Genomic DNA, 22,575 nt, shown 5'->3' on the forward strand with positions numbered 1-22,575 from the left:
CTCTTTCAAATCCGTTCGGGTGCGCTGATGCCGAGCACGGAGAGGCCACCGGCGAGCACCGTCCCGGCGGCTTCGGCGAGCGCGAGCCGGGAACGGTGGGCGGCCGAGGGTTTCTCGTCGCCGAGCGGCAGAACGGTGTGCTGGAACGCGAGCAGCGCGTCGGCGGTGGCTTCCAGGTGCCGGGCGACCCGGTCGGGGGCGCGGTGGCGAGCGGCGGCGAGAAGAACGACGGGGTGGTCGCGGAGGACGCCGAGAAGTTCGGGTGCGTGGAGGGGCGCATCGTGCTCGTACACCGGAACGACACCGAGCTGCCGCCCGTTGACGAGCAGCCTCCGCACCCGGGAGTACGCGTACCGGACGCGGAAGAGCGAGTTGCGCTCGTGCTGCACGAGAAGGGGAGGCCCGTCGAGGGGCCGGTCCTGGGGCGAGGGCCGGAGCAGCGCCCAGCGAGCGGCGTCGACACCGAGGACTTCGCCCTGGTGGGCGCCGGGGTGCACATGGATCCGCTCGACCCGCTCGACGCTCTCGCCCCGCTCGTCGTCGGACGGTCCGGAGAACCCGGCGAACCCGGCGTCGGCGCCTTGCGACCGAAGGAGCCGGACGACGGTCTCGGTGACGAGCAGGGCCCGCGACTCTGTCAGGTCGGGCGGACCGGCGAAACGGACGGTGGTCCCGGCGAGCGCGTCACTGCTCCCGTACGAGTCCCCGGCCTCGCGGACGGCCCGTACGAGCTCGGCGTCGGCGTCGCGCCGAAGGGAGAAGTTCAGGAATCCGGGCCCGGTGATCACGACCTCGCGAAGCCCGGGAGCGTCACGGAGACGCTCCTCCAGGATCCCGGCGACATCGAGGGCGGGACGCCCGGCGGACCGGGCGAGGGAGAGCGCGATGCTGCTGGCGTACTCCCCGGCACCACCGGGCCGAGCACGCTCGACCTTGACCGTCGGGGGTACGTCGACCCGCAGCGCACCGTCGTCGACCGCACGGCGCACGGCGTGCAGCACGGTGAGGGAGAGGTCCGCGGGGGTCACGGGACAAGCCTAGGGGAGGAGGGGGGGCCTCACGCGAACCGGTTTCGCGATGCGGGCACCTGGGCGAGGAGAGGCTCGGCCCGGTGGGGGCACGTGGGCGAGGAGAGGCTCGGCCCGGTGCGGGCACGTGGGCGAGGAGAGGCTCGGCCCGGTGGGGGCACGTGGGCGAGGAGAGGCTCGGCTCGGTGCGGGCGGAACTCGGCGGGGGCAGTGCGGGGGAGGACGGCGCGGAGGGGCCGGGCTCAGTGGTCCGGGGCCGGCTCGGCGGTGCGGATCGACTCCGCGGTGCGGGCCGGCTCGGTGACGCGGGCCGGGCTCAGTGGTGCACAGGCCGGGGTGCGAGGGCCGGGCTCATTGGTGCGGGCCGGTGGTGCTCCCGGCGTGTCGGGGGTCTGGCCGGCCGTCGACTGCGGCCGGCTCCTCTCCCCCGTCCGGCCCGTCCGGCCCGGCCGCCTCCGGCCGCTCGCGCCGCTCGCGGTGCATCAACTGACGTACGACGCGCACGAGCTCGGAGGGCTCGAAGGGCTTGGCGAGGAAGGCGTCGACGCCGGAGGCGGCCCCACCGGAGACCTCGTGCTCACCGCAGGCGCTGATGATCGCGACCGGCAGATGACTGGTCCGCGGATCGGCACGTAGCCGCTCGGCCGTCTTGATCCCGTCCAAGCGGGGCATGACGACGTCCAGGGTGACGACATCAGGACGAACCCGATGTACGACATCCAGACACTCGGCACCATCGGCCGCGGTCACGACCTCGAACCCCTCGAGTTCGAGATTGACCCTGATCAACTGCCGGATCACCTTGTTGTCGTCGACAACGAGCACCCGACCGGACACGCCTGACACACGAACGAGAGTAGGCCGCCCCGAACGGCTGCGTCCGGGTTTTACCCACTTCTGACCCGTGCGGGGGACCCAGCCCCTGGTGACACCCCGGAAATACCTGTTCACAGCCACTCCCACAGAGCTGGTAGGGTTCTACCCGTCGCCGCCGAACGCGGCGGACGCCCCCGTAGCTCAGGGGATAGAGCAACGGCCTCCGGAGCCGTGTGCGCAGGTTCGAATCCTGCCGGGGGCACTCCAGCCCGGACAGCGTGATCAAGACGCTGACCTGCTGAAGTGCCGAAGATGAAGGGCCGGACTCAGTCTCACTGAGTCCGGCCCTTCTTCGTTGTCTGGCACTGGTCGCGCGTGAGTGGCGCGTGACCACCCCACCCACTACACGCTCCCGACGCAACACCCGCGCAGGGGGCAGCCCTCCACTACCCTTCCCTGCTCAGGCCGTTGACGTGCACGCCGGGGGGACCATGGCCAGCTCATCGCCACTACTGACTATCGACCAGCGCATTATTGAACTGGAAGCCGAAGTTTCGGCTACGCACTTCTCCAAAAGATGGGCCCTTGCCTGGATCGGCCTTGGTAACCCTCTCTTGATCGGCGCAATCGTAGCCGGAAATATGCTGATCGACTTCTCCAAGCCGGGCAGCGGGCGACCCGCACTGAACACTCTCGGGACGATCGTAACGATCATATCGATCCTCCTTTCCGTGGCATTCTGGAATGTCAACCGGTCCTTCGAGCGCGCCAAGACCGTCGAGCTGCTACAAGCTCAAGCAGAACGGAGATCTCTCGAAGTCGCCACGGAAACTGAAGCAGCCACGTCTCAACCATTCCAGGAGTATTATCGCTCCATTCCGGATCTTCGCGACGAGTACAGGAAGAGCGCGGAGAGGTATCGCAGCCGCCACAATCTATTCCAACTCACAGTGATCGTCGGGTCTATCCTCACATCCGTCAGCACGACAGCCGCTGCCGAGCAGGGCATCTGGAGCTGGATCGCTGTCGGCCTAAGCGCCCTAGTAAGCATCTCGGCCGGAGTCATTGCCTACTTTAAGTTTCGTGAACGCAGCCTAAATCTTCAGCAGACCGCGGACTCGATAGATCAGGAAGTGCAGGCTTACAGCCTCAGGATTCGGCGCTACAGAAATCTTGCACCCGACGAAGCATCTTCGGCCTTCGCAGAAGAGCTCGAAAGAATTCGAGAAGAGCAAAGAAAGAAGGAGCTTCAGCTGGAACAGCCACCGGAGGCCGTTTCACAGCAGAGGCCCCATTCTCTCTAGCCACCTAGCTCTATCACGGTCATTGAGATCGCCATCGATTCAGCGTGCCACCCAACCCATACCCTCGTCGATCTTCCTGTTGTATCGATCCTCTTGGCCGTCAAGGCAGCCCTCGTACCTACGGTGAATAACCTCCGGCGAGTTTCCCGCCCGGCGGGCGACCTCAGCCACCGGAACTCCGGCATTGAGCCAGTTCGTGATGCACGTGTGCCTGAGGTCGTACGGCCTGTGCGCCAATGGGGAGTCGACCTTTTCGGATGGGAGAGCGAGCGGGCGGGCCTCCTGCCAGACCCTCCAGTAGCTGGAGGTCCCGAGGACCCCGCCACGCTCATTTGCGAAGAGCCGGCCATCCTTTGCCACGCCGAACTCCGCTATGTGGGCGCGGAGCATCATGACCAGGAGGGGCGGGATCGGGACCGGGCGATCCGCCTTCGGCGCCCGGGACTTGAGACCGCGCTTATCGTGGCGTTCCCCCGAGTCCGTCCACCTCTTTCCGGACACCGGGCGGGTCTCCCTCAGCGTGAGGGTTCCCCATCCGGTGTCGGGGAGGTGGCAGTCCTTCTCTCTGAGACCGACGGCCTCGGCCGGCCTCATCGCCGCGTAGAGCTGGCAGGCAAAGAACGCGACCAGGCGGCGACCGCGGTTGCGGTGGACGGAGCCTACGTACGAGACCGCCGTCAGCAGCTCGGCACCCTGGACGGGGTTCACCAGAACTCGGGGGTCGACGACGTCGCCCTTCGTGGGACCAGAGCGCTTGAGTCCGTGGAGCGGGTTCTCCTCCAGATACCCGCACTCGATCGCATACTCCATCGCCGTGTTAAAGCCGCGACGCCGGCGCTTGTACGTCTCCCCCGCCGCCGGAGTGTCGTCCAGCTTGAAGGAAAGCCGGTACTGCACATCCCGGACCACCTTCGGGTCCATGAGGGCCGACAGCCGGAGCGAACGGTGCTGAAGCCACTGGCAGGCCACAGCCAGCTCGCGCGGCGGGTCCTCCTCATCGTGCGCCGGAACGACCGCCCACCGCATCGCGAGTCGGATCTCCTCCGGCTGCGGCGCCTTCTTCCCAGCCTCCGCCATCGCGAGCGCCACCGTAGCGAGACTGTCGGCGAGGCCTTCCCGCGTCTTGGCCGCCGCCGTGCGCCAGCGGCTCGCCATGTACTCGCGGCTGAACTCCCACCACGACGGGTCGGGGCGCTGGTTCTCCTTCGCGGCCGCGGCCCGGAGTTCGGACTCCGGGAGCCCGGTCTCGGCATCGAAAGCTTCGCCCTTTCGCATCGCCTGCCACAGTTCGGAGCGGCGGCTCTCGGCGAGGGTGACCGTGGCGAAGCTGGCCGTCTTCACCCGGCCGGCGACCTTCCAACGGAGTTGGTACGGAGCCTTCTTGCTGCGTACCTGGCTGACCTTCCACACCCTGACGTCGGTGGAGAGTGTGGCGGCTTCGGAAACGGGCGGGCGCCCACTGTTGTGGGCGCCCGTCGTCGTGCTGGTCTTGCGGTGGGTCACGCTGCGTCCTCCAGGGTCTCGATCCAGCGCTCCAGCTCGGAGCGGCGGATGCGGACGGAGCCGTTCGGGAGCTTGATCGACCTGGGGCCCTTTTTCAGCTGACGCCACCTGTAGAAGGTCGCGCGGGGTACTCCGATCTCCTCCACGACCTGGTCGATGGTGAGCATCTCGTCACGCGCCATGGGCTCGGGTCCTCCTCATCTGGCTGAGCAGTACGGGACTGACGGGCGCCGCAAAAACCGCGGAGGCCGCAAATTGCAGCGGATCTGAGGTCTGACCTGCGGCATTGGGGGTGCGGCGGTGGCTGCCGCAAAAGTCTCGGGAATCGCCACAGAAACCGGTGCCGATGAGTACGGCGGGACGACCCAGGAGCCGAGTGCCCATTAGTGCGGATGTTTCAGGGACTTCTGCGGCGACGACGCCGAGGGGCCGCCGCCGCAGGTGGGCGGGGGCGGCCGGGGTCTTCTGCGGATTCTGCGATTTACGCGGCAAGGGGCCAAGGCAGGAGAGCACGCGGTGGCTCACGCCCGAGCCCCTCGGGCGCAGGGGTGGATGAAGTAGCGGGGCGCCGGGGGACGGCCTCGCTTGCCGGTCCGGGGCGGGGTCTCGATCCGGATGTAGCCGTGGTCCTCCAGGACGGCGGCGGCGGGCTCCAGCTCGGCGACCGTGGGGAAGGCGGAGCGCGAGACCTTGCTGAACAGGTCGCGTCGGCTGACGCTCTCCCAGCCGTTGTCTTCCAGGACCGACAGGAGGGTACGGGCGCGGGCGAGGGTGGCGTCCGCCCCCATGAGATCGAAGACGCTCAAAGCGTGGGCGGTGAAGTAGTCCGCCAACTCGATCGCGGACTGCATGGTCGCCGCGCTGATGGGCTTGTTGGTGCCGCCGTCGATGTGGTCGGCCAGGTGGAGCAGCCCGGCGATGCGGGCCGTGGCGCCGATGACCTTGCCTGCCCACTTGCCGATGTGCCCGAGGCGTCCGCCCTTAGCCCGGAGCTGCGGCTCGATGCGCTCGGCGTACGCGACCAGGGCGGCATCGGCCTCGGGGCCCACCTGAACCACGAGGGGATCGGTCCAGTCCGCGAGCTTGAGCGTGAGAGCGAAAACGTTCCGCTCGTACGTCGCACCAACGGCGGGCGGGACGGGGTCCGGGTCGATCTTCCGGTAGCCGACCAGGGATTCCGGCAGGCAGTAGAGGAAGCGGGCGAGCAGGCCGCGGCCGTCGAAGCCGCGGTTCTTGCCGATGTCCTCCAAGACGCTGGGCTGGACGGCGAGCCCCATGGTGAGCGCGGGGGCCTCGATGAACTCCTGACGGGTCCGGCGGTCGACGCGCAGCCGGTCGCCGGCGTGGCCCTTGAGGAAGACCTCCATGTTGGGGACGCCGGAGTACCGCCCGGCGATGATGTCGAAGATGCCGCCCTCGGCGGACATGACCGCGAGCCTGCCACCCTGCTCGGCGAGCAGAGTGGTGACGGTCTCGGGGGTGGCGTCGTCCGCGAGGAGCCGCGGGCGCGGCGGCACAGTCAGGGACTCGGCGGTCTGGGCGAGGCCGATTGCCTCGGCCACCAGGTTGTCCCGCTCGGGGCCCTCCGCCTTGGCGGCTTGAGCGGCAGCCTTGTCGGCGGCCTCGCGGGCCATGCGGGCGGTGACCTCGGCCTCCACGATCGTGAGGTGGGAGCCCTCCACGAGCGTGTTCTCCGCCTCGTAGAGCGGGGCGGTCATGGCTGCGAAGACGGCGGACTTCCGGTTGGCCGGGCCGAGGGCGACGACAACGAAGAGGTTCGTGGGCTCGCGCCACCGCCCGCGCACCTGGACGACGGCCCGGCCTCCGGCCGCGGTCGCGAGGACGGAGAGAGCGAGGGCGCCCGCGAGGTCCACCGGCGTCTGGGTCTCCTCGGCGAGCGCAACGACGAAGTCCGAGACCCAGCCGGGGAGGGCATCGACGGGGAACGGCGGCAGCTTCGGCTGCCGGTCCAGCGGGATCGGTTCCGGCCACGCGGCCGGGACGGTCGCGGCGCCGAGCGCGAGAGCCTCGCGGAGGTCGTCCTCGGTGGCCTCGGCCGACATGCCGGCCTGGACGATGCGGGTGCCTACCTCGATGCTCCGGCGGCGCCGGGCGAGGTCGTGGACGATCTCGGCGTAGTAGGTGGCGTTGGCCGTGGAGGGCACGGCCTGGATGAGGGTGTGGAGGTAGGGCCGGCCGCCCGCGCTGACGAGTTCGCCGGTCTGCTCCAGGTGGTGCCCGAGGGTGATCGGGTCCACGGGCTGGCCCTGGGCGTGCAGGGCGAGGATCGCGCGGTGGATCGTCTCGTGGGCGGGCACGTAGTGGTCGGCCGGGTCCATCGAGCCGTTCACGTCGCCGATGACGCCGGGCGCGAGCATGAGTGCGCCGACGACGGCCTGTTCGGCTTCCCGGTCGTGCGGTGCCATCCGCTCCGTGCCGTCGGGCACGCTGTGCAGCGGCACCACGGGGGCGTACTGCCCATGGGCAGGCTCAGGTGTCATGCTGGGGTTTCTCCTGTTTCTGTCGAAGGGACGGAGAGCCGGGGCGGTCGCGGTCTTGTGGTGAGAGGCGACCGCCCCGGGCACAGCTACTTCTGCCTGAGCCACCGCTCGTACTGCTGGCGGGCGTAGGCGCGGGGGTCACAGATGACCGCGGTGTCGTCGCTGTCCATGAGGCGGCGGGCCGCCTCGGTGGCCATCTCCGCCGCGTCGCTCCGTACGCGCTCGCTCTCGTCGCTCAGCGCGATGCGGTCGAGGAGCGCGGCCTTGCGGAGCCAGAACTCGCGGCCGAGACCCTTGCCGAACGGCTTGTCGGCCGCGGTGCCGGCGGTCCAGCCGATCTCGCTGATGATGCTCGGGGCGAGCGCGTAAGCCTCCTCGGGCGTCGGCCACCGTTCGGCCCGCAGGTCGGCGGTGAGGTAGAGACGCTCGCGCTTGCCGTCGCGGGTCGCGTACTGGCGTACGGCGCCCGTGGCAAAGGTGCCGCCGAGCGCGGCGGTCACCCGGTCGGTGTCGTCGGGGTCGCAGATGACGCGGATCTCGAACATGGGTCAGTGCTCCTTGGTGGTCTCGATGGCGGGGAGTTCGGGCAGTCCGGCGCGGGTGAGGGCATGCGGGTCGAAGCCGGGCAGGGCCGCGCGCGTGAGGAGGGCGGTGGCGAGCTGCTCGGCGTAGAGGGCGCCGGTGCGGGCGGCCTCGATCTGGGCTCCGGCGCGCAGGGCTTCCACGCGCTCGATGTGGGCGTGGTCCTCGCGCCGCTCGGCCGTGTGCCGCTCGTGAGCGACGGTGGCGCGGCGATCGGTGCGCCAGTAGCGGGCGGCGAGCCCGTAGGCGACGGCGGTGGCGAGCACCCACAGCAGGAGCGGCAGGGACAGTCCGTCGGCGTATCCGGCGACCCCGGCGAAGGCGAGACCGCCCGAGGTCGCGAACGCGGTTCCGGCGAGCGTGCTGTCCCCGCGGTGACCGGCCGCGGCGAAGGCGCCGGCCGTGGCGGCTCCGGCGGCGAGGACCACCATGAGGGCGGCGTTGCCGACGGAGTGTTCGGCACCGTTGGCGTTCCAGATCCGGCCGAGGACCAGGACCGTGGACGTGGCGAGGGCGGGGGCCACCTTCGGCGTGGCCGTGGTGAGCCAGTGCGGGACGGTGATCGGCTCGTTCATCGCGGGCTCCTTCGGCTAGTTGGCGAGGTCGGAGAGGGCCGTGGCGGAGGACTGGACGAGGTTGGCGATCGGCTCGTACGCCCCGGTCCCGGCGGCGAAGAACCCGAAGAGGAAGAGCACGATGGCGGCGCCGGCCCCGGAGGACTTGCTCTTCACGGCGAAGACGGACGCAGCGCCGAAGAGCAGGACGGCGGAGATCTCGAAGTTCATGTCAGGCTCCTGTCGTTGCGGGGTCAGCGGGTGCCGTCGCGGTGGACGCGGGCGGCGATGTTGAACAGGTGGCGTCCGACGCGTATGCGGATGCCGTCGCCCTTGCAGCGGCGGCAGGTCTTGCCGCGCTTGGGCTTGCCCTTGCGGTCCGTCTTGAGGGCGAAGCCGAGTCCGTTGCACTTGCGGCAGTTGCCGAACGGCGAGGCCGCACACAGAGCGACGTAACCGAGTGTGATGACGAACAGGAGTGCGCTAGCGGCGAGGAAGGGGGTCATCGGGGACCTCTCCGGTGGGTTTCCGGGTATGCGCAGGTCAGCCCGCTAGGAACTAGCGTGCTGATCAGATGCGGTATGGGGTGCTAGCGGTGCCGCTAGACCTAGCGGGGCTTGCTGCTAGGTCTAGCGGCGATCCGCGTCAGCTCGCGTCCCGGTTTCCGTCACGGTCCGCGATGGCAGCGGAGATGCGGGAGCGCTCGATGCCGCGCCGGTTGGCGCCCTTGCCGCTCTCGGTCTTGCCCCACACCTGGGTGGTGGAGATGCCGTGCGGCTTGAGGGCGGCGGCCAGTCCCTCGGGGTCCCAGCCGCCGTAGACGTCGGGGCGCAGCTCGGCGAGCCGGGCCACGACGACTTCGGACCAGACCTTGGGCTCTTCGGCGGGGACGACGGCGAGGATGTCGCGCAGCAGGTCGTACGCGCTGGTCTCGGCGGTCTCGAACGACTCCCCCAGCGCGTGGCCGGAGAGGGTGCCGGCCTGTTCGCGGAGCTTGCGGGCCCGCAGGCCGATGGTCTCGGCGGTGGGGGCGTCGACGTAGACGGAGGAGACGATCCGGGCGTCCGCTCCTTCGCCGACGAAGTAGTGGATGCCCTTGTCCTTCCAGGAGAACATCGTGGCCCGCACGCCTCGCTTGTACGAGGACGTGCCGAGGACCATGTCGTTCTCCAGCTGGCCCATGACCTTGAGGCAGAACCTGGCCGACGCGTTCGCGCTGATGCCGGTCGGCAGAGCCTTGGCGTCGGGGCGCTGGGTGGCGAGCAGCAGCACGATGCCGGTGGCGGGGCCGCGCTTGACCAGGTCGGTGCAGATCTCCTCGAACTCCGCGCCGTGCTTGGGGTGTTCGAACCAGACCTGGCATTCGTCCACGCCGACGACGATCGGGTGGAGTCCCAGGTTCTTCATGTTGGCCAGTTCGCTGGTGACCTTCGACTCCGGGCAGATGTCCCGGGGCAGGGAGCGGATCATCTTCGCCCGGCGTCGAAGCTCGTCCCGCAGTTCCCGCAGGTCGGCGAGGGCGTACTCGATGTCCTCTTCGTCGTCTCCGGCGCGGTGGCGGTGCGAGACGCGCTCGCCGACCGGGTCGAGGTCGCCGGTGCCCTTGAGGTCGTAGGTGTGCAGCTCGGCCCGCGGGTCGAGGGCGGCGATCAGGAGCAGCAGGCGCAGGAGGAACGTCTTGCCCATGCGGGGGATCGCGCCGATGACGGCGGCGATGTACATGAGCGTCATCTCCACCCAGCGTCCGCGCTGGTCGGTGCCGAAGGCGACCGGCTTGAACAGGTCCGTGGCCCCGCTCTTGAGCAGCGGCCACACGGGCTTCCGCGCGGTCGACATGTCCTGGTCGCCGACCCACAGCACCAGGTGGCCGGTGTGCTCCTCCGGCACGGCTTCGGGCCAGACGCAGCCCAGCGGGCGGCGCAGACCGGAGGCGAGCTTGTCGCGGCGCTCGATCACGTCCGTGACGGTCACGCCGTACGGGAGGTCGCCCTCTGCACGCCAGCCGGGCCCGTCGCGGGTGATCGGGGCGGTGAACGTGAAGCCGTCCCGGCCCTTGCCCTGTGCCTGGTTGATCGCCGGGATGCCGAGCGCCCCCAGCGCGCGGAGGACGATGTCGCTGGTGAGCTTGGGCGCCTTGGTGACCTCCACGGCCCGGTTGATGACCGGAGCGTCTGCCTGGCCGCCGGCCGACCCGAGGGCGAGCAGCAGCGCGCCGACCGAGACGACCTGGAGCCAGCCGGGGGCGAGGACGTAGAGGGCGAGCGCGGCGCCCATGCCGATCAGCGTGGCGAGGGTGGCGACCAGGGCCCGGAGCCGGACGCGGCCGTCGCGCTGCCGCGACAGCTTGAGGTACTCCGCCGCGTCCTCGCGTCGGACAGCGGCGAGTCGGACGGGCTCGCCCTCGCGGTCGGCGACCCAGCGCATCGTGCCGCCGACGAACTTCGCAGCCCCGCGCGGGGCCTGGAGCGCGAGGCGCCCGGCATAGACCGGGGAGCGGAGCGCGTGGTACCCGGCGAGGTGGGTGTAGTGGCTGGCGACCCAGCGGGCGGCGGTCTTGAGTTCGGCCGTCGACCGCAGCCACGCGGGGACGATCCGTCGCCGCTTCGCGCCCGCGAGTCGGCCGAGGTATCCGGGCCCGGCGAGCGCCGGACCGTCGACCAACCGGCGGGCCGACGGGTCACCCGACTCGTCGGCCGACTCGTCCGTGGGGGAGTCGGGCGACGCGTCGGCGGTGGAGTTTGCCGACTCGGTGCGGGCGGATCGTGCCTTGTCGAGGTCGACCACATCGGCCCCAGAGTCGGGCGACCCGGTGGTGGCCATGTCGGCTTCAAGTCGGTCGAAGAAGTCGTTCTCGTCGTCGGGGTGCTTCACTGAGACTCTTCCTTCTCTTGAGAGGGATGGCGGGATCCGGCCGCTGCTTTGGTCGGTCGTGACCGGACCCCGTGACTCACAGGTCGAACAGGCCGCCCTGGTCGGCGCCGGGCGCCGCGGCGGCACGCTGGGCGGTTCGGCGGGCGGCGGCGAAGCAGGGCGGGCACCAGGCGCGCAGCTCGCTCGCGGGCAGTGCCGCGGCGGCGAGCTCGGTGGTGAGCGGGTCGGCCGCGGCGGCCATGAGGCGGATCGGGCCACTGTGCTTGCCCGCGTGGCGGCCGTGCTCGCGGGTACAGCGCCCCTCGCCCTTCGTGTGGGGCTGTCCGCATGCGCCGGCGCACTGGCAGCGGTGCTGTGCGGCCTCCATCACGGTGTGGAAGAGGTCGGCGGCGGCGAGCGGGCCCGGCGTCATGCCGCCGCCCCCACCGCCGGTGCCCCGGTCGGGGCACCTCGGCGTCCCGACCGGCGGCCGGCGACCGCCGAGAGCAGCCGACCCAGCCGGGCCCCCTTGATCCCGGCGCGGCTCTGCTTGGCCGCGTACATGGCCTCATCGGCCCGGCCGAGGAGCGCGGAGAGGTCCTCGCCGGGGAAGTCGACGGCGCGGACCCAGCCGAGGGACACCGTGGTGGCCACGTGCGGGTTGGCCTTGTCGGCAGGACGAGCCAGTACCCCGTGGAGGACGGCGAGCAGGTCCGCGACCGTTCCGTCGGTGTCCAGGACGACAGCCGCGAACTCGTCGCCGCCGAGGCGCCCGGCGACACCGTTCGGGCCGACGTAGTGGGCGAGCCGGTCGGCGGTGGCCTTCAAGAGGGTGTCGCCGGCCGCGTGGCCGTGGCGGTCGTTGATCTGCTTGAAGTGGTCGACGTCCGCGAGGACGACCACCGCCCTGTCGTCACGCAGGAGCGCAGCGGCCCGGCGGGTGAAGCCCTCTCGGGTCCGCAGCCCGGTCAGCGGGTCGCGCCGGGCGGTGCGGAGACGACGGCGCAGCCACAGCACGTGGCCGGACCATCCGGCCGCGAGCGGGCCGGTTGCGGCGAGGATCGTGGCAAGGGTGTTCATGCGGCGACCTCCTCGGCCGTCTGAGCGGACTCGTCCGTGTCGCTGGCGTCGTTCGTGTCGACGGAGTGGAGATCCGGACGGCTGGCCCGCTCGGCGAGCAACTTGTCCCGCAGAACGCGAGAGTTGGCTGCCGAACAGTGCAGTGCGGTCCGGATCGCCTCGGCGTTGATCCCCGCCAGCGGCCAGTCGGCGGTCAGCTCGCGGGCCTCGGCCAGCAGCTCCGCCGCGGAACGCGGCGGCTTTGCCCCCTTGGGCTTCTGACGGGTGGTGCGCTTGCGCGGCTTCGGCTCGTCCTGCTCCTCGGTCGGCGGCGGCACGGGCGGCACGGCAAGCTCCTGCTCCGGCTCCTCCACAGGCCCGTCGGGGGCAAGCTCCCCGAGCCGCAGGAGGACACGCTCGCGGCGCGGGGTCTTCGACCGCCACCGCCAGCCGTAGGTCTCGCGCAGGTCGGCGCGGGCGAGCTGCCGCTCCTTCTCGCGGGAGAGCGCGTCGGCGTACGAGGTGATCTCCCACAGCGTCATCCGTCGCCACAGCGAGAACGTGGAGGGAAAGGCCAGCAGCCACCGCGAGGCCCGGATCTTGTCCATTCGGCGCCCGGTCGCGGCCCCGATCCGTACGGCGTAGATGTGGGCGCCGATCTCGGAGAACACCACCCACAGCAGCGGCATCGTGCCGTGCGCGAGCTTGGCCCACATGCCGTGCCCGGCGGCCACGTTCAGGCCGCAGGTGATCAGTGTCAGGACCCAGGGCACGAATCGCACCCACGCGAGGGCCATGTCCATCCGGATCAGCAGGAGGTTGGCCACCGTGAACACCGGAATGGCCACGTCGATGCCGACCGGCAGCATCCACGGCTCGCCGAAGCCCCACCGCAGCGCGGCGGCCGACACGGCATCGAAGGAGGAGATGAGCCCGAGGGCTCCGACGCCAGCCGCGGCGAGCGCGCCGATACCGGCGAGGCCCATCTCGGGGCGGGTCAGCGGCGGCACCGCCGACCGTTCGTTGGTGATCGCGATCGTCATCGCACACCGCCGAAGAGCTTCCGGTTCCGAACCGCCCAGCCGATGTGCTGGATGAGGAACCCGAGAACCGCCGCGGCGAACAGCCACGCCTGATGAGCCGCAACAGCGCCCCCGGCGCTGCCCACCGCGATCAGCGAGCCGAGCCAGACGAGAACCAGCTCCGGGCCCCAGGGCACCCGGGCGCTCATGCCGCCGCTCCCTTCCGGGAACGGGGGCGGCGGGCCGCCGGCCGTACCAGCGGGATGACGTTGAACAGCTCCGGCGCGAACGCCTCGATCGCCTCGGCGGCGACTCGGCTCACCTCGTCCGGCAGGTTCGGGTTGTCCGCGAGGATGTCCCGAGCCGCGTCCAGACGAGCCGCGCGCTCCTCCTCGCTCTCGCCCTCCACCCCGAGCCACAGCTCCACCGGGGTGCCGAGGGCGAGTTCCACGAAGTCGTTGGCGCTGACGGCCTGATGGCCGCCGATGAATGTACGCATGGCTGATCGCTCCTGAACTTGTCGAAGGGGCGCTGGGTGGCCTCGGTCCGTGGTGAGAGGCAGCCACCCCAGCGCGGCGGGGTCGGAATCTCTCCGGCTCCCCCTGCCTCGCCCGTACGGCACCCCGTGCGGGGCCCGGACGGGCGAGGGAGGCAACCGGCCGCAGCAGCCGCTGCGCAGGTGACCTGACGTCCGCGAGTCACCGGCTATCCCGGTGCGTCGAAGCAGCGGATCAGGGGACGCGGTAGGCGTGGCCGCCGTGCCGGTCGAGCACGGGCGACGCCCAGAGTCTTCGTCGATACATGGAGACCCCCTCGGTCGGTTGGATCGGATGAAGCACTGCAAGGGGGACCTGTGTCCCCACCCTCCGGCCGTTGCTCGCGGTCGCCGGGCCACCTCGCCAGTACGGGCCGAAACCCTGTTCCACCTGGCCTTTAGCGGGATTGCAGCGTCCCCGCCCTGTGCTTGCAGACAGCACCTCTCTTCGGACCGAAGCCCGATGAGGTACATGTATTACCTGTTCCTCATCATGGAGAGACGGGTTGGGGTCGTCAAGTCCCTTGGTTTTCAAGGAGTTCGTGAACCCGCCCCGCTCGATGTCTCAAGCTTGGCCTGATCAGGGCAGACGCTGGACTCCACGCATGTACGGCTGCGGGACGACTTGGCTACGGTGAAGTCGTCCCAAGTCGTCCCACGGGTGGGAGAGTGCGGCATGGCCAACGAACGACTGCGCGGCGCCATCATCGAAAGCGGCATGACGCTCGATCAGGTCGCCGAGCGGCTCGGGGTATCGGCGAAGACAGTCGAGCGCTGGATCAATGACCCCAAGCGCCAGCCGTACCGCCGATTCAAGTACGCGACGGCCTCGCTCCTCCAACGCGAGATGTCTTACTTATGGGCTGAGGAACGGACGTCCGCGGAGGTCACCGAGGCGGGCAACGCCGAGCTGATCAAGCTCTACCCTCACCGCTCGGTCGTGCCGAATCGGCTCTGGACGCAGCTCTACGCCGGCGCTCAGCGGTCCTTCGACGTCCTGGTCTATTCGGGGTTCTGGCTCACCGAGGACGCGGCCTTCCACCAGGTCGTCAAGGAAAAGTCGGCCGCCGGCATCCCGGTCCGGTTCATGCTCGGCGACCCCGACTCAGCTGCGGTGGCAGTGCGCGGAGCCGACGAGGGGATCGGCGGGGCCATGGCAGGCAAGATCCGAAATGCCCTGGTCAACTATGCGCCACTCTTCGGACTCCCCGGCGTGGAGTTCCGCCTCCACTCCACCACGCTCTACAACTCCCTCTATCGCGCGGATGACCAGATGCTCGCGAACGGGCACCTGTACGGCGTCGGCGCGTACATGGCGCCGGTATTGCACATCCAGCGGGTGGCCGGCGGCGAGCTCTTCGACGCTTACGCCGAGAGCATCGAACGGGTCTGGGAGAGCGCCCGCCCCATCACCTCGCCCACTGACCTGGGAGGCTCGGACGCATGAGCCGTATCGACTACTTCCGCGACCCCGCCGCTCCAAAGGCCAACTCGGTGGTGCCGTCCGTGACGGTCGTCGTACGCGACGGCGAGGGACGGCTCCTCCTCATCCACAAGACCGACAACGACCTGTGGGCTCTTCCTGGCGGGGGGCATGACATCGGTGAGCGAATCAGTGACACCGCGGTCCGGGAGGTCCGGGAAGAGACGGGGATCGAGGTGGAGGTGGACAACATCGTCGGCCTCTACACGGACCCGGATCACGTCCTGGCGTACGACGACGGAGAGGTCCGTCAGCAGTTCTCCATCTGCTTCCGAGCCCACCCGGTCGGCGGGTCCCTTCGCACGAGCAGCGAATCGAAGGAGGTCCGCTGGGTGAACCCAGCGGACCTCGATGACCTGGACATCCACCCGTCCATGAGGCTGCGCATCCAGCACGGCCTGGACGAGTCGCGACGGGAGCCCTACCTCGGCTGAGCGCCGGCCGCGGCAGCTGCCATACGACGCTCCACCCGCTCGTTGGCGGCGTAGATCTCGGGCGCCGCGCGCTGAATGAACCGCCCCACGATGGTGTCCGGCCCGTACCGCTGCACGATCTCGTCCAGCCGAGCGACTGGAGTGGTGTGCCCACCGTCGGGCGTCGTCGTCATGTCGGAGACGATCAGCGCGTCCACAAGCTCGGGCCGCTCAAGCGCGAACTCAGTCTCAAGCTCATGCCGGAGCCCTCGCTCCTCAGCCTCTAGGAGCGCACAGGAGTGATGCGCTACGAGCCGCACCACGCGCTCGTCGGCACCCTCTTGCTCTCGAAGGAACCGAGCCCCGTCGAGCGGGTGGAAGCCGGTGGTCGCGATGGCCGGCGAGTACCCGACGTCGTGCAGAACGGCCGCGGCCTCCAGCAGCTCGGCGTCACCACCGAGGATCGGGCTCAGGGACCGAGCCCGCTTGGCAACGCCGAGGGAGTGCGCCCAACGACGTGGCAGCGGCTCGGACAACATCGATTCGGAGAGCGAGTACGCCCACTCAGTAAGCCCCATAAACGGCAAGGCTACGGCCGTTCAGGAGATCCCGGGAGTGCGCGCACGGTCCGCCCCTTGCCATGCACCGTGTCGAGCAGGCCGATCCCCTCCATCTGCGCAAGCACACGGCGCACAGCCGTCCGAGAGGCGCCGAAGCGCTTGCAGAGGCTTGCTTCAGACGGGTAGGCATCGCCAACCACTAGCGAATCCTCACCGATCAGGTCAGCCATGCGCTCAGCGAGGGTCCGGGGGGCGCCGCCCTCTCGCGAAACACGCCAGCCGACCCCCGGCGCTGACTCAAGGAGGCCCTCCCCTTCGAGAAGGTGAAGGGCTCGACGGATCGTGTTGCGGGAGACCCCGTGCGCGTCAACGAGATCCGCCTCGGACGGCAGCACCTCAACGAACTCACCTTCCTTGATCCCCTTCCGCAAGATCTCAGAGATGACTAGGTAAGTTCCACGCGGGCTGGCTGCTGCCACTCCGCCCCCTCTCGCCAGTGAACCCTTAGCTCAAGGGTCTCACCACCTACCCCTACACGGGGAGCGACCCCAAGATTCCGGACACCCTCCTCCACCCAGCAACGAGGACTGCAGCCAGCACTGCAAATCCGAGAGTCAGCCAGGGAATGACGTCATCCTTTACACCGAGCGCAGGAAGTGCAAGCGAAGCAGCGGTCGCTGCCACCATCGCCGCAACAATAGCCAAGGCGACATGAGCGGATTCCCTCCAAGCACTGACAAATCGAGAAACCGGGTGAACTCCCGCCAGCATCTCATCAGAAAGCAATGCCCCTGCGCGCCCGGATGAATAATTCTCGGCAATTAAAGTCAGAGCACGCGCCAACTCGCGAAAAGCAACGTCAGGTTCTGAATCCAGCCGCTGAAGCCGCTGCCGAATCACACCAGCAACCAGCCCCGCATGCTGCTTAATCGGAGTTCGCCTAGTGCTACGCCGGGGGACGGATCCGATCGTTCGATGCGACCGCAGGATCAGTCGCTCAATCTGACGACAGCTCCGATCAAGCGACCGCACGATTGATGGACGTCGACCGATACCGGCGCACTCAGCCCTGGCGCAAAGCCGTACACAAAGGATGACCTCCTGAACGATCCTGAGGCGATAGTCAGGCCACCGATGCGCCAACCAGATGAATGGAACCCCAAGAGTAAAGAGACCCAAAGAAACCAGAAGCGCGAAATCAAGAAGGTTCAATACCCCGAGAGGGGAATTACCTTGACTGAGCACCCAGAAATAGTGTTTCATCACCCTTTCGAGAGTCTCGAACTTCCACTTAACGGATGCGTCATGAATTAGTCGCGCAACTAACCCAATCACTTTACTTAGAAGCCAGACCGAGAGAACAGCAATGAGCGTGGAGCCTGCTGGATATCTCCACGTCCTGAAAGCTGTCCGGATTCCTGGCGTCGAAAGATCATCGAGGCCTAGCTTGCGGAGAGATGCCCGCAATTGATTCAGACTTTGCTGGCGGTACACCCATGAGCGCCTGCGGTGTCCCCGATTGAACCGAGCCCATATGCGCAGGATACGCCACACGATGCAAGAGATCCGCTGTTCCACCCTCACCTCGACCCGAGCACACTGATCTGGTGAGCTTCAGCCCATCGACAAATGTTCCTCCTGAGCTCCGGCGACCACTCCTCCGATCGGATCTCGCCATCCCTTGTGACGGGCGAGGCTTCAGCAATTCCGAATGCATGGAACAGTTCATCCGCCACCAACGCACCCGCCTGAACGAGGCCAGTTCCCCCATCAGCAAGGTCGTCCAGGAGAGCCGCAGATTGACTGTCTGCATAGGCACAGAATTGAGTACTCAGCGGGGACCGCGTCCCAAGTTGAGTGTTATAGCGATCGATTCGAAAAGGCGGCATAGGGGTCATCTGAGGCTTCGACGGACCACTAGGGTGCGAATGAGGGGCATCGACGAGCGCCGCCTTAATAACCGCAGTCCCGGTTGAACCAGACCTATCTCGGGCGTGGACTCCGAGCCCGTGAAGGGCAGAAAGAAGCTCGTAAACGACAGTGTCGGGATCAGTCCACCAGAACTCGACACCGTCAACGATTGACATACGGCCACCAATACGCATGGCCCAACTTCCGGATCCGTCTCGGTGCAACTCGCATTGGTTGTACCAGTAGCTTCGCGGATCGCCACCACTGGCCACAAGACGGCGAGAACCGATCCGCACCTCGTCAAATACAGAGGCAGCCTCCCCCAGGAGGCGTCCCCCAGAAAGCAGCTCCTCCTTGTAACGACCGTATGAGTCGCGAGTGATCTGCATGTCGCCGGGCACTTCCGGACACACCGTCACGATCAGGTGAGCAACGTTGCTCGCTGGGAGAGTGTGGAGGAGTTCCTGCTCAACGACGGCGAGGCGTCGTCCACGATGCGAGGCATCGCTGAACCTGCGGTGGTAGGCGGTAGCCACATCAGTTTCTGTCAGCCACTCGGTCTTACTCGCACCGCGGCGCGGATAGCGCAAGGTTGTCTCGCTCCGCTTTGTAGGCGGCGCAGTTACGGCATGCGGCCCATACGGACTACGAGGGACCGCGAGTAGCAAGAACCCTTGCCCCGGCTCCCCCGGCTTGTGGAGGGCACGCATGTCGAAGCGCACAGCCGGAGCCGTGTTACGGGCGACGACCTGCTGTAGGTGGCGCTGGTGGGCGTCGGAGATGTCGCAGTCCATGACCTTCGACGGGACGCCCTGTGCCTCGGCCATGCCGACTATGAGCACTCCGCCAATGTGGTTGGCGAAGGCAGCAACGTCCTTCGCCAACTCTTCCTTGCCCTTGTCGTCGGCGGCCGGCAGCTCCCGCTTGTAGTCCAGATCTTCTGCCTCCGCCGCCTCTGGGTTGTCGACTAGAGCAGCAATGTCCTCATAGCTGATGGCGTCCAAAGGACCACCCAGAAGCGCTTCGAGACGGCGCGAGCGATACAACATGGATGGACGCTAGCCGAGAGATCGCCGCGGTTTCAGGGTTTCTCCAGGATCGTTCCACGCTAGGCAGTGCCCCGCTGCGCGTGAGCAACGCGTGAGCCTGGCGCATGAGAGAGCTAGATTGGATGTCTCTGCAGCTCAGCGGCAGGGTCTGTCGCTGCACAGTCATGCCCTCCGGAGCCGTGTGTGCAGGTTCGAATCCTGCCGGGGGCACTTCGCAGGAAGTGCCACACAGACCCCGTGATCAGCGGAAACGCTGAGCGCGGGGTCTTGTTGTATGTGCAGGCGTGTGCCGTGCTGAGCCGCTGCCCGTCAGGGGGCGTGGGCTGTTCGCGTCGACGCAGGTCGGGTCCGTGTCTCGGCCGGTCCACGGCCTCCAACTCGGCTTTCAGGCAGCGGTACCCGCCGTCTGCGCGTACGTCGACGGCGCTGGCCGGCTCTTCTGCGTTGCGGCTGACGCCGTCCACGGTCCGCGCGTGACCCTGGACGGGCTGGAACTGACCGGCCGCGTGCCGTGGTGCGTGTACGACGGCTCGGATGTACGGCCCCCGCCCGGATGCGCGACGAACTGGCCGCCAGGGTGGACTCCCCCGTTCCAGACGTCGTCCGTGCGGCCGTCGAGGCACTTCGCGTAGGCGCCGTGCGGTGGAGCCGTCGTCGTACGGGCATGCCGATCGCTGCCCGGCAGAGCGGCCGGGCAGCGATCCTCCGTCGGGGGGCGAACGGGCCGGGGCCCGACCGCGTCAGGTCGTCTCGGCCTGGTTCACTCGGGCGCCCCCGGCACGTCGTCGATCGGGCGGCGGGCCTCGGCGAGCGCGACCGTGTGGACGAACCACTCCAGGACGTCACGGAGCTCCGCACCGTGGTCGGCGAAGGCTTCCAGAGGGAACGAGGGGCGCAGGTCCAGCTTCGCCTCCGCGAGGTCGATGCCCTCCACACGGTTCAGGCGTGCCATCAGCTCGCGTCGCAGCAGCTCGTCGTCGAAGGGCGGTCGGCGCTTCAGGTGCTGGAAGACCACCTCGGCGGTGCCCGTCACCGGGTACAGGGCGAGAGGCCACAGCGAACGGGCTCTGGCTCCGCCCAAGGACAGCATGGGGAAGCAGCTGGTCTCGCTCTTCTTCCCGTGGTCGAGGGAGCCGCCCAGTTCCTCCCAGAACCTCAGGCAGTCGAGCACGCCCGCCACCGTGTCGGGCGTCTGGTTGTCGCGCAACAGCGTCTCGAAACGGGCTGCCGCGGTCTCCCCGTCGGTCTTGGAGCTCCCGGTGCCGCCCGAGCCCCCGGAGCCCTCGGGACCCTGAGCGGGGGGCTCGTTCTCGAAGTCGTCCTTGCCCACCAGCGTCGCGAGGTCCGCCGCTGTCAGGCGGTGCGAGCGGCGGGCGCGGCCCCACTCGTCGAAGGGCACGCCTTCGGACTCCAGGACCTCCCGCGGATCGGCCGGGCCCTCTCGCCCCTCCGGCCAGCGGAAGCCGGGCGAGATCTTTCCGTCGGCCATCAGCACGCGATAGGCCCCGTGCAGCGCGGGCCTGGTGCTCACATGGCTGCCGACCGCGACGGCGTGGGTGCCGATGAGGGCGGCGAGGTCTCCGTAGGTCGTCCAGGTGCCCGCCGGCATGTTCAGCAGCGCTTGGCGCAGCTCACCCCAGCCGGCCCATTCGGCGTCGGTGTGGATCACGCCGTCGATGGGGCCCGGCCACAACTCCAGCGCTCGGTCGGTGAGTTCCTCGGCGCGCGAGAGGATCTCGGTCCGCCCCCAGCGGTCCTGGGCCGCGATCCGCTGGTTCATCCGCAGCGCGCTGGAATCCAGGATCTGCTGCTTGCGGCGGAAGGGGTGGTTCGACAGGCGCGCGTTGTCGCCGGAGAGCGTCAGGTTGCCGAGCGTGTGCACCAGTTGGATGTGCAGCTCCTCCGGGCTCTCACCCTCTCCGGACTCCTCCGCGAGGAGGTCGAACCACTGCTGGGCGGGCTGCTGCGGCAGCACGTGCTCCACGGTGAGCTTCGCCTTGGCGTAGTCGACCGGCTCGCTGGCGTCGTAGCTCTCCTCGAAGCGGCGCAGGATCTCGAAGCGCTGGTTCGATCGGCCCGACTTGTAGAAGGGGCGGCTGCGGATCGACTCCCGCATCACGGCATCGGGGGGCCAGACACGCGTTCCCGTCTTGGCGGAAAGGGCGTGGCGCACCGCGTCCGCGAGCGAGCTCCCGTTGTCGAGCTCCTTCTCCACCTCCTTGGGCAGTTCCATGAAGGTGCGGTTGTTGCCGGTGGTGGAGTTGCCAGCGAACAGGCGTCGCACCATGTAGCTCTCGGCGTACGCGAGGGCGGTGGCCGCTTCGCCGGGGGCGCAGCCGCCCTCGTCCAGCCGGTCGAGCAGGAGCAGCGCCAGCGGGTAGTGGGTCTGGCCGCCCCAGCGGGCGAGCCGTTCCAGGACCTCGCGCAGGCCCGGGTCGCTCTCCCGCCACGGCTCGACGATCCGCATGAGGCGGCCGGCCCGCACGTGCAGTCGGGAGACCTCCGCCTCCAGCGCCTCCTCGTCGGAGCTCAGCGGTTCGAGGCGCTTCTTCTGGTCCCGGTAGATCTCGCTCTGCTTGGCCCGGTTGTCGCCGCCGACGACCAGGTCGAGCCAGACCAGCAGTTCCAGTCTGGTCGGGCCCAGCAGCTCCTGCATGGGGAGCCACAGGTTGCGGTAGACGGCTTCGCCGCGCTTGGGGAGACACATGAAGAGGTAGTTGCGCAGGAGGTCGCTCTGGCTGAGGCCGACACCCGTGTTGTTGATGGACTCGAAGATCCGGTAGACGTTGTCGCCCTCGGCGGCGGTGATCGACACGATGGAGAGGTAGTCCCTGAGTACGGACTCCACGGCGCCGACCCATTCCTCGCCGGCGCTCTCCTCGCCCTCGGTCAGGGCGGCGAGGAAGAAGCGGTACGCGCCGCCGATGTTGCCCGGGCCGCCGGCGGTGGGGAGCGATTCCACGCAGGCGACGAACGCCTCGCGGTCGGCCTGGGTCGGCAGCAGCCGGTAGTGGTCGTTCCCGTCCTGGTAGCCGTTGACCAGGATGAGGTCGTGGATGCGGGCCGCCTTCTTGTCCCGCTCCCGAGCCCGGTGGACGTCCCGCAGCGCGGTGAAGGCGAGCATCAGCGTGGTCAGCCGCTGCTGGCCGTCCACGACGAGCCAGCGCTGCATCCCGCCCGCCGCGACGCGCTCCGGCGCGAGCACCACCGACCCGAGGAAGTGAGCCGCCGGGGCCCTGCCCTCCAGCTTGTCCTCGACGAGCTCCGACACGTCGTCCCACAGCTGCCGCAGCTCGTCGCGCTGCCAGGTGTAGGTGCGTTGGTACAGCGGGACCTGGAACTGCGTCTCGCCGTGGACCAGTTTGCTGAACGTCGTCTCCTGCGCGTGCACGCGCGTCCCCTCCC

22 protein-coding genes and 1 tRNA gene are annotated in these 22,575 nt (G+C 68.7%); 4 read left to right on the forward strand and 19 right to left on the reverse strand.

Annotation, left to right across the window (positions count from 1 at the left end; all coding sequences use genetic code 11):
• Positions 1–5: 5 nt before the first annotated feature.
• A complete protein-coding gene (gene nrtL, locus OG259_RS13810) occupies positions 6–1,028 on the reverse strand; it encodes an ArgS-related anticodon-binding protein NrtL (RefSeq protein WP_328942534.1) in 1,023 nt (340 codons plus the stop codon).
• A 351-nt stretch (positions 1,029–1,379) separates the two neighbouring features.
• On the reverse strand, positions 1,380–1,991 hold the full coding sequence (locus OG259_RS13815; RefSeq protein WP_443051962.1) for a response regulator: 612 nt from the start codon (positions 1,989–1,991) through the stop codon (positions 1,380–1,382).
• 43 nt (positions 1,992–2,034) lie between these two features.
• Between OG259_RS13815 and OG259_RS13820 the strand changes: the two genes are divergently transcribed.
• Positions 2,035–2,106 (forward strand) — tRNA-Arg (locus OG259_RS13820).
• Positions 2,107–2,335: 229 nt separating this feature from the next.
• A complete protein-coding gene (locus OG259_RS13825) occupies positions 2,336–3,148 on the forward strand; it encodes a DUF4231 domain-containing protein (RefSeq protein ID WP_328942535.1) in 813 nt (270 codons plus the stop codon).
• A gap of 39 nt (positions 3,149–3,187) precedes the next feature.
• On the opposite strand, the gene OG259_RS13830 is transcribed toward OG259_RS13825, so the two are convergent.
• The 13 genes from OG259_RS13830 to OG259_RS13890 form a co-directional block, all read right to left on the reverse strand.
• Positions 3,188–4,651 carry a tyrosine-type recombinase/integrase gene (locus tag OG259_RS13830; protein ID WP_328942536.1) on the reverse strand — a complete coding sequence of 488 codons (1,464 nt, stop codon included), beginning with the start codon at positions 4,649–4,651 and terminating at the stop codon, positions 3,188–3,190.
• Positions 4,648–4,818 (reverse strand): helix-turn-helix transcriptional regulator, encoded by a 171-nt coding sequence (locus OG259_RS13835; protein WP_376317246.1) that lies wholly within the window; start codon positions 4,816–4,818, stop codon positions 4,648–4,650. Before OG259_RS13835 ends, OG259_RS13830 begins: the two co-directional genes overlap by 4 nt.
• Before the next feature lie 354 nt (positions 4,819–5,172).
• Entirely contained in the window at positions 5,173–7,152 is a 1,980-nt protein-coding gene (locus tag OG259_RS13840) for a DUF3987 domain-containing protein (RefSeq protein ID WP_328942538.1), read from the reverse strand.
• Between the two features lie 86 nt (positions 7,153–7,238).
• On the reverse strand, positions 7,239–7,697 hold the full coding sequence (locus OG259_RS13845) for a hypothetical protein (protein WP_328942539.1): 459 nt from the start codon (positions 7,695–7,697) through the stop codon (positions 7,239–7,241).
• Positions 7,698–7,700: 3 nt separating this feature from the next.
• On the reverse strand, positions 7,701–8,309 hold the full coding sequence (locus OG259_RS13850; protein WP_328942540.1) for a hypothetical protein: 609 nt from the start codon (positions 8,307–8,309) through the stop codon (positions 7,701–7,703).
• 15 nt (positions 8,310–8,324) lie between these two features.
• On the reverse strand, positions 8,325–8,519 hold the full coding sequence (locus OG259_RS13855; protein WP_328942541.1) for a hypothetical protein: 195 nt from the start codon (positions 8,517–8,519) through the stop codon (positions 8,325–8,327).
• Between the two features lie 23 nt (positions 8,520–8,542).
• Complete coding sequence (locus OG259_RS13860; RefSeq protein WP_328942542.1) at positions 8,543–8,794, reverse strand: hypothetical protein; 252 nt, start codon at positions 8,792–8,794, stop codon at positions 8,543–8,545.
• A 139-nt stretch (positions 8,795–8,933) separates the two neighbouring features.
• Positions 8,934–11,159: a cell division protein FtsK gene (locus OG259_RS13865; RefSeq protein WP_328942543.1), complete on the reverse strand. Its 2,226-nt coding sequence runs from the start codon at positions 11,157–11,159 to the stop codon at positions 8,934–8,936.
• Positions 11,160–11,235: 76 nt separating this feature from the next.
• Complete coding sequence (locus OG259_RS13870) at positions 11,236–11,571, reverse strand: hypothetical protein (protein ID WP_328942544.1); 336 nt, start codon at positions 11,569–11,571, stop codon at positions 11,236–11,238.
• Positions 11,568–12,218: a GGDEF domain-containing protein gene (locus OG259_RS13875; protein WP_328942545.1), complete on the reverse strand. Its 651-nt coding sequence runs from the start codon at positions 12,216–12,218 to the stop codon at positions 11,568–11,570. Before OG259_RS13875 ends, OG259_RS13870 begins: the two co-directional genes overlap by 4 nt.
• Positions 12,215–13,240 carry a DUF2637 domain-containing protein gene (locus OG259_RS13880; RefSeq protein WP_328942546.1) on the reverse strand — a complete coding sequence of 342 codons (1,026 nt, stop codon included), beginning with the start codon at positions 13,238–13,240 and terminating at the stop codon, positions 12,215–12,217. The genes OG259_RS13875 and OG259_RS13880 overlap by 4 nt, the downstream gene beginning before the upstream one ends.
• On the reverse strand, positions 13,237–13,428 hold the full coding sequence (locus OG259_RS13885) for a hypothetical protein (RefSeq protein ID WP_328942547.1): 192 nt from the start codon (positions 13,426–13,428) through the stop codon (positions 13,237–13,239). The genes OG259_RS13880 and OG259_RS13885 overlap by 4 nt, the downstream gene beginning before the upstream one ends.
• Positions 13,425–13,718, reverse strand: coding sequence for a hypothetical protein (locus OG259_RS13890; RefSeq protein ID WP_328942548.1), 294 nt, complete (start codon positions 13,716–13,718; stop codon positions 13,425–13,427). Before OG259_RS13890 ends, OG259_RS13885 begins: the two co-directional genes overlap by 4 nt.
• Before the next feature lie 712 nt (positions 13,719–14,430).
• Here OG259_RS13890 and OG259_RS13895 point away from each other — a divergent pair.
• Positions 14,431–15,201 (forward strand): helix-turn-helix domain-containing protein, encoded by a 771-nt coding sequence (locus OG259_RS13895; RefSeq protein WP_328942549.1) that lies wholly within the window; start codon positions 14,431–14,433, stop codon positions 15,199–15,201.
• Positions 15,198–15,671 (forward strand): NUDIX hydrolase, encoded by a 474-nt coding sequence (locus OG259_RS13900; protein WP_328942550.1) that lies wholly within the window; start codon positions 15,198–15,200, stop codon positions 15,669–15,671. The genes OG259_RS13895 and OG259_RS13900 overlap by 4 nt, the downstream gene beginning before the upstream one ends.
• On the opposite strand, the gene OG259_RS13905 is transcribed toward OG259_RS13900, so the two are convergent.
• The 4 genes from OG259_RS13905 to OG259_RS13920 form a co-directional block, all read right to left on the reverse strand.
• Positions 15,659–16,228 carry an HD domain-containing protein gene (locus OG259_RS13905; RefSeq protein WP_328942551.1) on the reverse strand — a complete coding sequence of 190 codons (570 nt, stop codon included), beginning with the start codon at positions 16,226–16,228 and terminating at the stop codon, positions 15,659–15,661. The genes OG259_RS13900 and OG259_RS13905 overlap by 13 nt on opposite strands.
• Before the next feature lie 11 nt (positions 16,229–16,239).
• Positions 16,240–16,689: a GntR family transcriptional regulator gene (locus OG259_RS13910; protein ID WP_328942552.1), complete on the reverse strand. Its 450-nt coding sequence runs from the start codon at positions 16,687–16,689 to the stop codon at positions 16,240–16,242.
• A gap of 1,101 nt (positions 16,690–17,790) precedes the next feature.
• On the reverse strand, positions 17,791–19,170 hold the full coding sequence (locus OG259_RS13915; protein WP_328942553.1) for an AlbA family DNA-binding domain-containing protein: 1,380 nt from the start codon (positions 19,168–19,170) through the stop codon (positions 17,791–17,793).
• Positions 19,171–19,930: 760 nt separating this feature from the next.
• Positions 19,931–22,561 carry a GmrSD restriction endonuclease domain-containing protein gene (locus tag OG259_RS13920; protein WP_328942554.1) on the reverse strand — a complete coding sequence of 877 codons (2,631 nt, stop codon included), beginning with the start codon at positions 22,559–22,561 and terminating at the stop codon, positions 19,931–19,933.
• Between the last annotated feature and the right edge of the window lie 14 nt (positions 22,562–22,575).

Source organism: Streptomyces sp. NBC_00250 (assembly GCF_036192275.1).
Taxonomy (GTDB): Bacteria; Actinomycetota; Actinomycetes; order Streptomycetales; family Streptomycetaceae; genus Streptomyces.

Excerpts from the sequence above, each read along its gene's own strand:
- OG259_RS13825 (WP_328942535.1), top strand. The coding sequence starts at position 2,336 with ATGGCCAGCTCATCGCCACTACTGACTATCGACCAGCGCATTATTGAA.
- OG259_RS13835 (WP_376317246.1), bottom strand. The coding sequence starts at position 4,818 with ATGCTCACCATCGACCAGGTCGTGGAGGAGATCGGAGTACCCCGCGCG.
- OG259_RS13840 (WP_328942538.1), bottom strand. The coding sequence starts at position 7,152 with ATGACACCTGAGCCTGCCCATGGGCAGTACGCCCCCGTGGTGCCGCTG.
- OG259_RS13845 (WP_328942539.1), bottom strand. The coding sequence starts at position 7,697 with ATGTTCGAGATCCGCGTCATCTGCGACCCCGACGACACCGACCGGGTG.
- OG259_RS13850 (WP_328942540.1), bottom strand. The coding sequence starts at position 8,309 with ATGAACGAGCCGATCACCGTCCCGCACTGGCTCACCACGGCCACGCCG.
- OG259_RS13855 (WP_328942541.1), bottom strand. The coding sequence starts at position 8,519 with ATGAACTTCGAGATCTCCGCCGTCCTGCTCTTCGGCGCTGCGTCCGTC.
- OG259_RS13860 (WP_328942542.1), bottom strand. The coding sequence starts at position 8,794 with ATGACCCCCTTCCTCGCCGCTAGCGCACTCCTGTTCGTCATCACACTC.
- OG259_RS13870 (WP_328942544.1), bottom strand. The coding sequence starts at position 11,571 with ATGACGCCGGGCCCGCTCGCCGCCGCCGACCTCTTCCACACCGTGATG.
- OG259_RS13875 (WP_328942545.1), bottom strand. The coding sequence starts at position 12,218 with ATGAACACCCTTGCCACGATCCTCGCCGCAACCGGCCCGCTCGCGGCC.
- OG259_RS13880 (WP_328942546.1), bottom strand. The coding sequence starts at position 13,240 with ATGACGATCGCGATCACCAACGAACGGTCGGCGGTGCCGCCGCTGACC.
- OG259_RS13885 (WP_328942547.1), bottom strand. The coding sequence starts at position 13,428 with ATGAGCGCCCGGGTGCCCTGGGGCCCGGAGCTGGTTCTCGTCTGGCTC.
- OG259_RS13890 (WP_328942548.1), bottom strand. The coding sequence starts at position 13,718 with ATGCGTACATTCATCGGCGGCCATCAGGCCGTCAGCGCCAACGACTTC.
- OG259_RS13895 (WP_328942549.1), top strand. The coding sequence starts at position 14,431 with ATGGCCAACGAACGACTGCGCGGCGCCATCATCGAAAGCGGCATGACG.
- OG259_RS13900 (WP_328942550.1), top strand. The coding sequence starts at position 15,198 with ATGAGCCGTATCGACTACTTCCGCGACCCCGCCGCTCCAAAGGCCAAC.
- OG259_RS13905 (WP_328942551.1), bottom strand. The coding sequence starts at position 16,228 with ATGGGGCTTACTGAGTGGGCGTACTCGCTCTCCGAATCGATGTTGTCC.
- OG259_RS13915 (WP_328942553.1), bottom strand. The coding sequence starts at position 19,170 with ATGTTGTATCGCTCGCGCCGTCTCGAAGCGCTTCTGGGTGGTCCTTTG.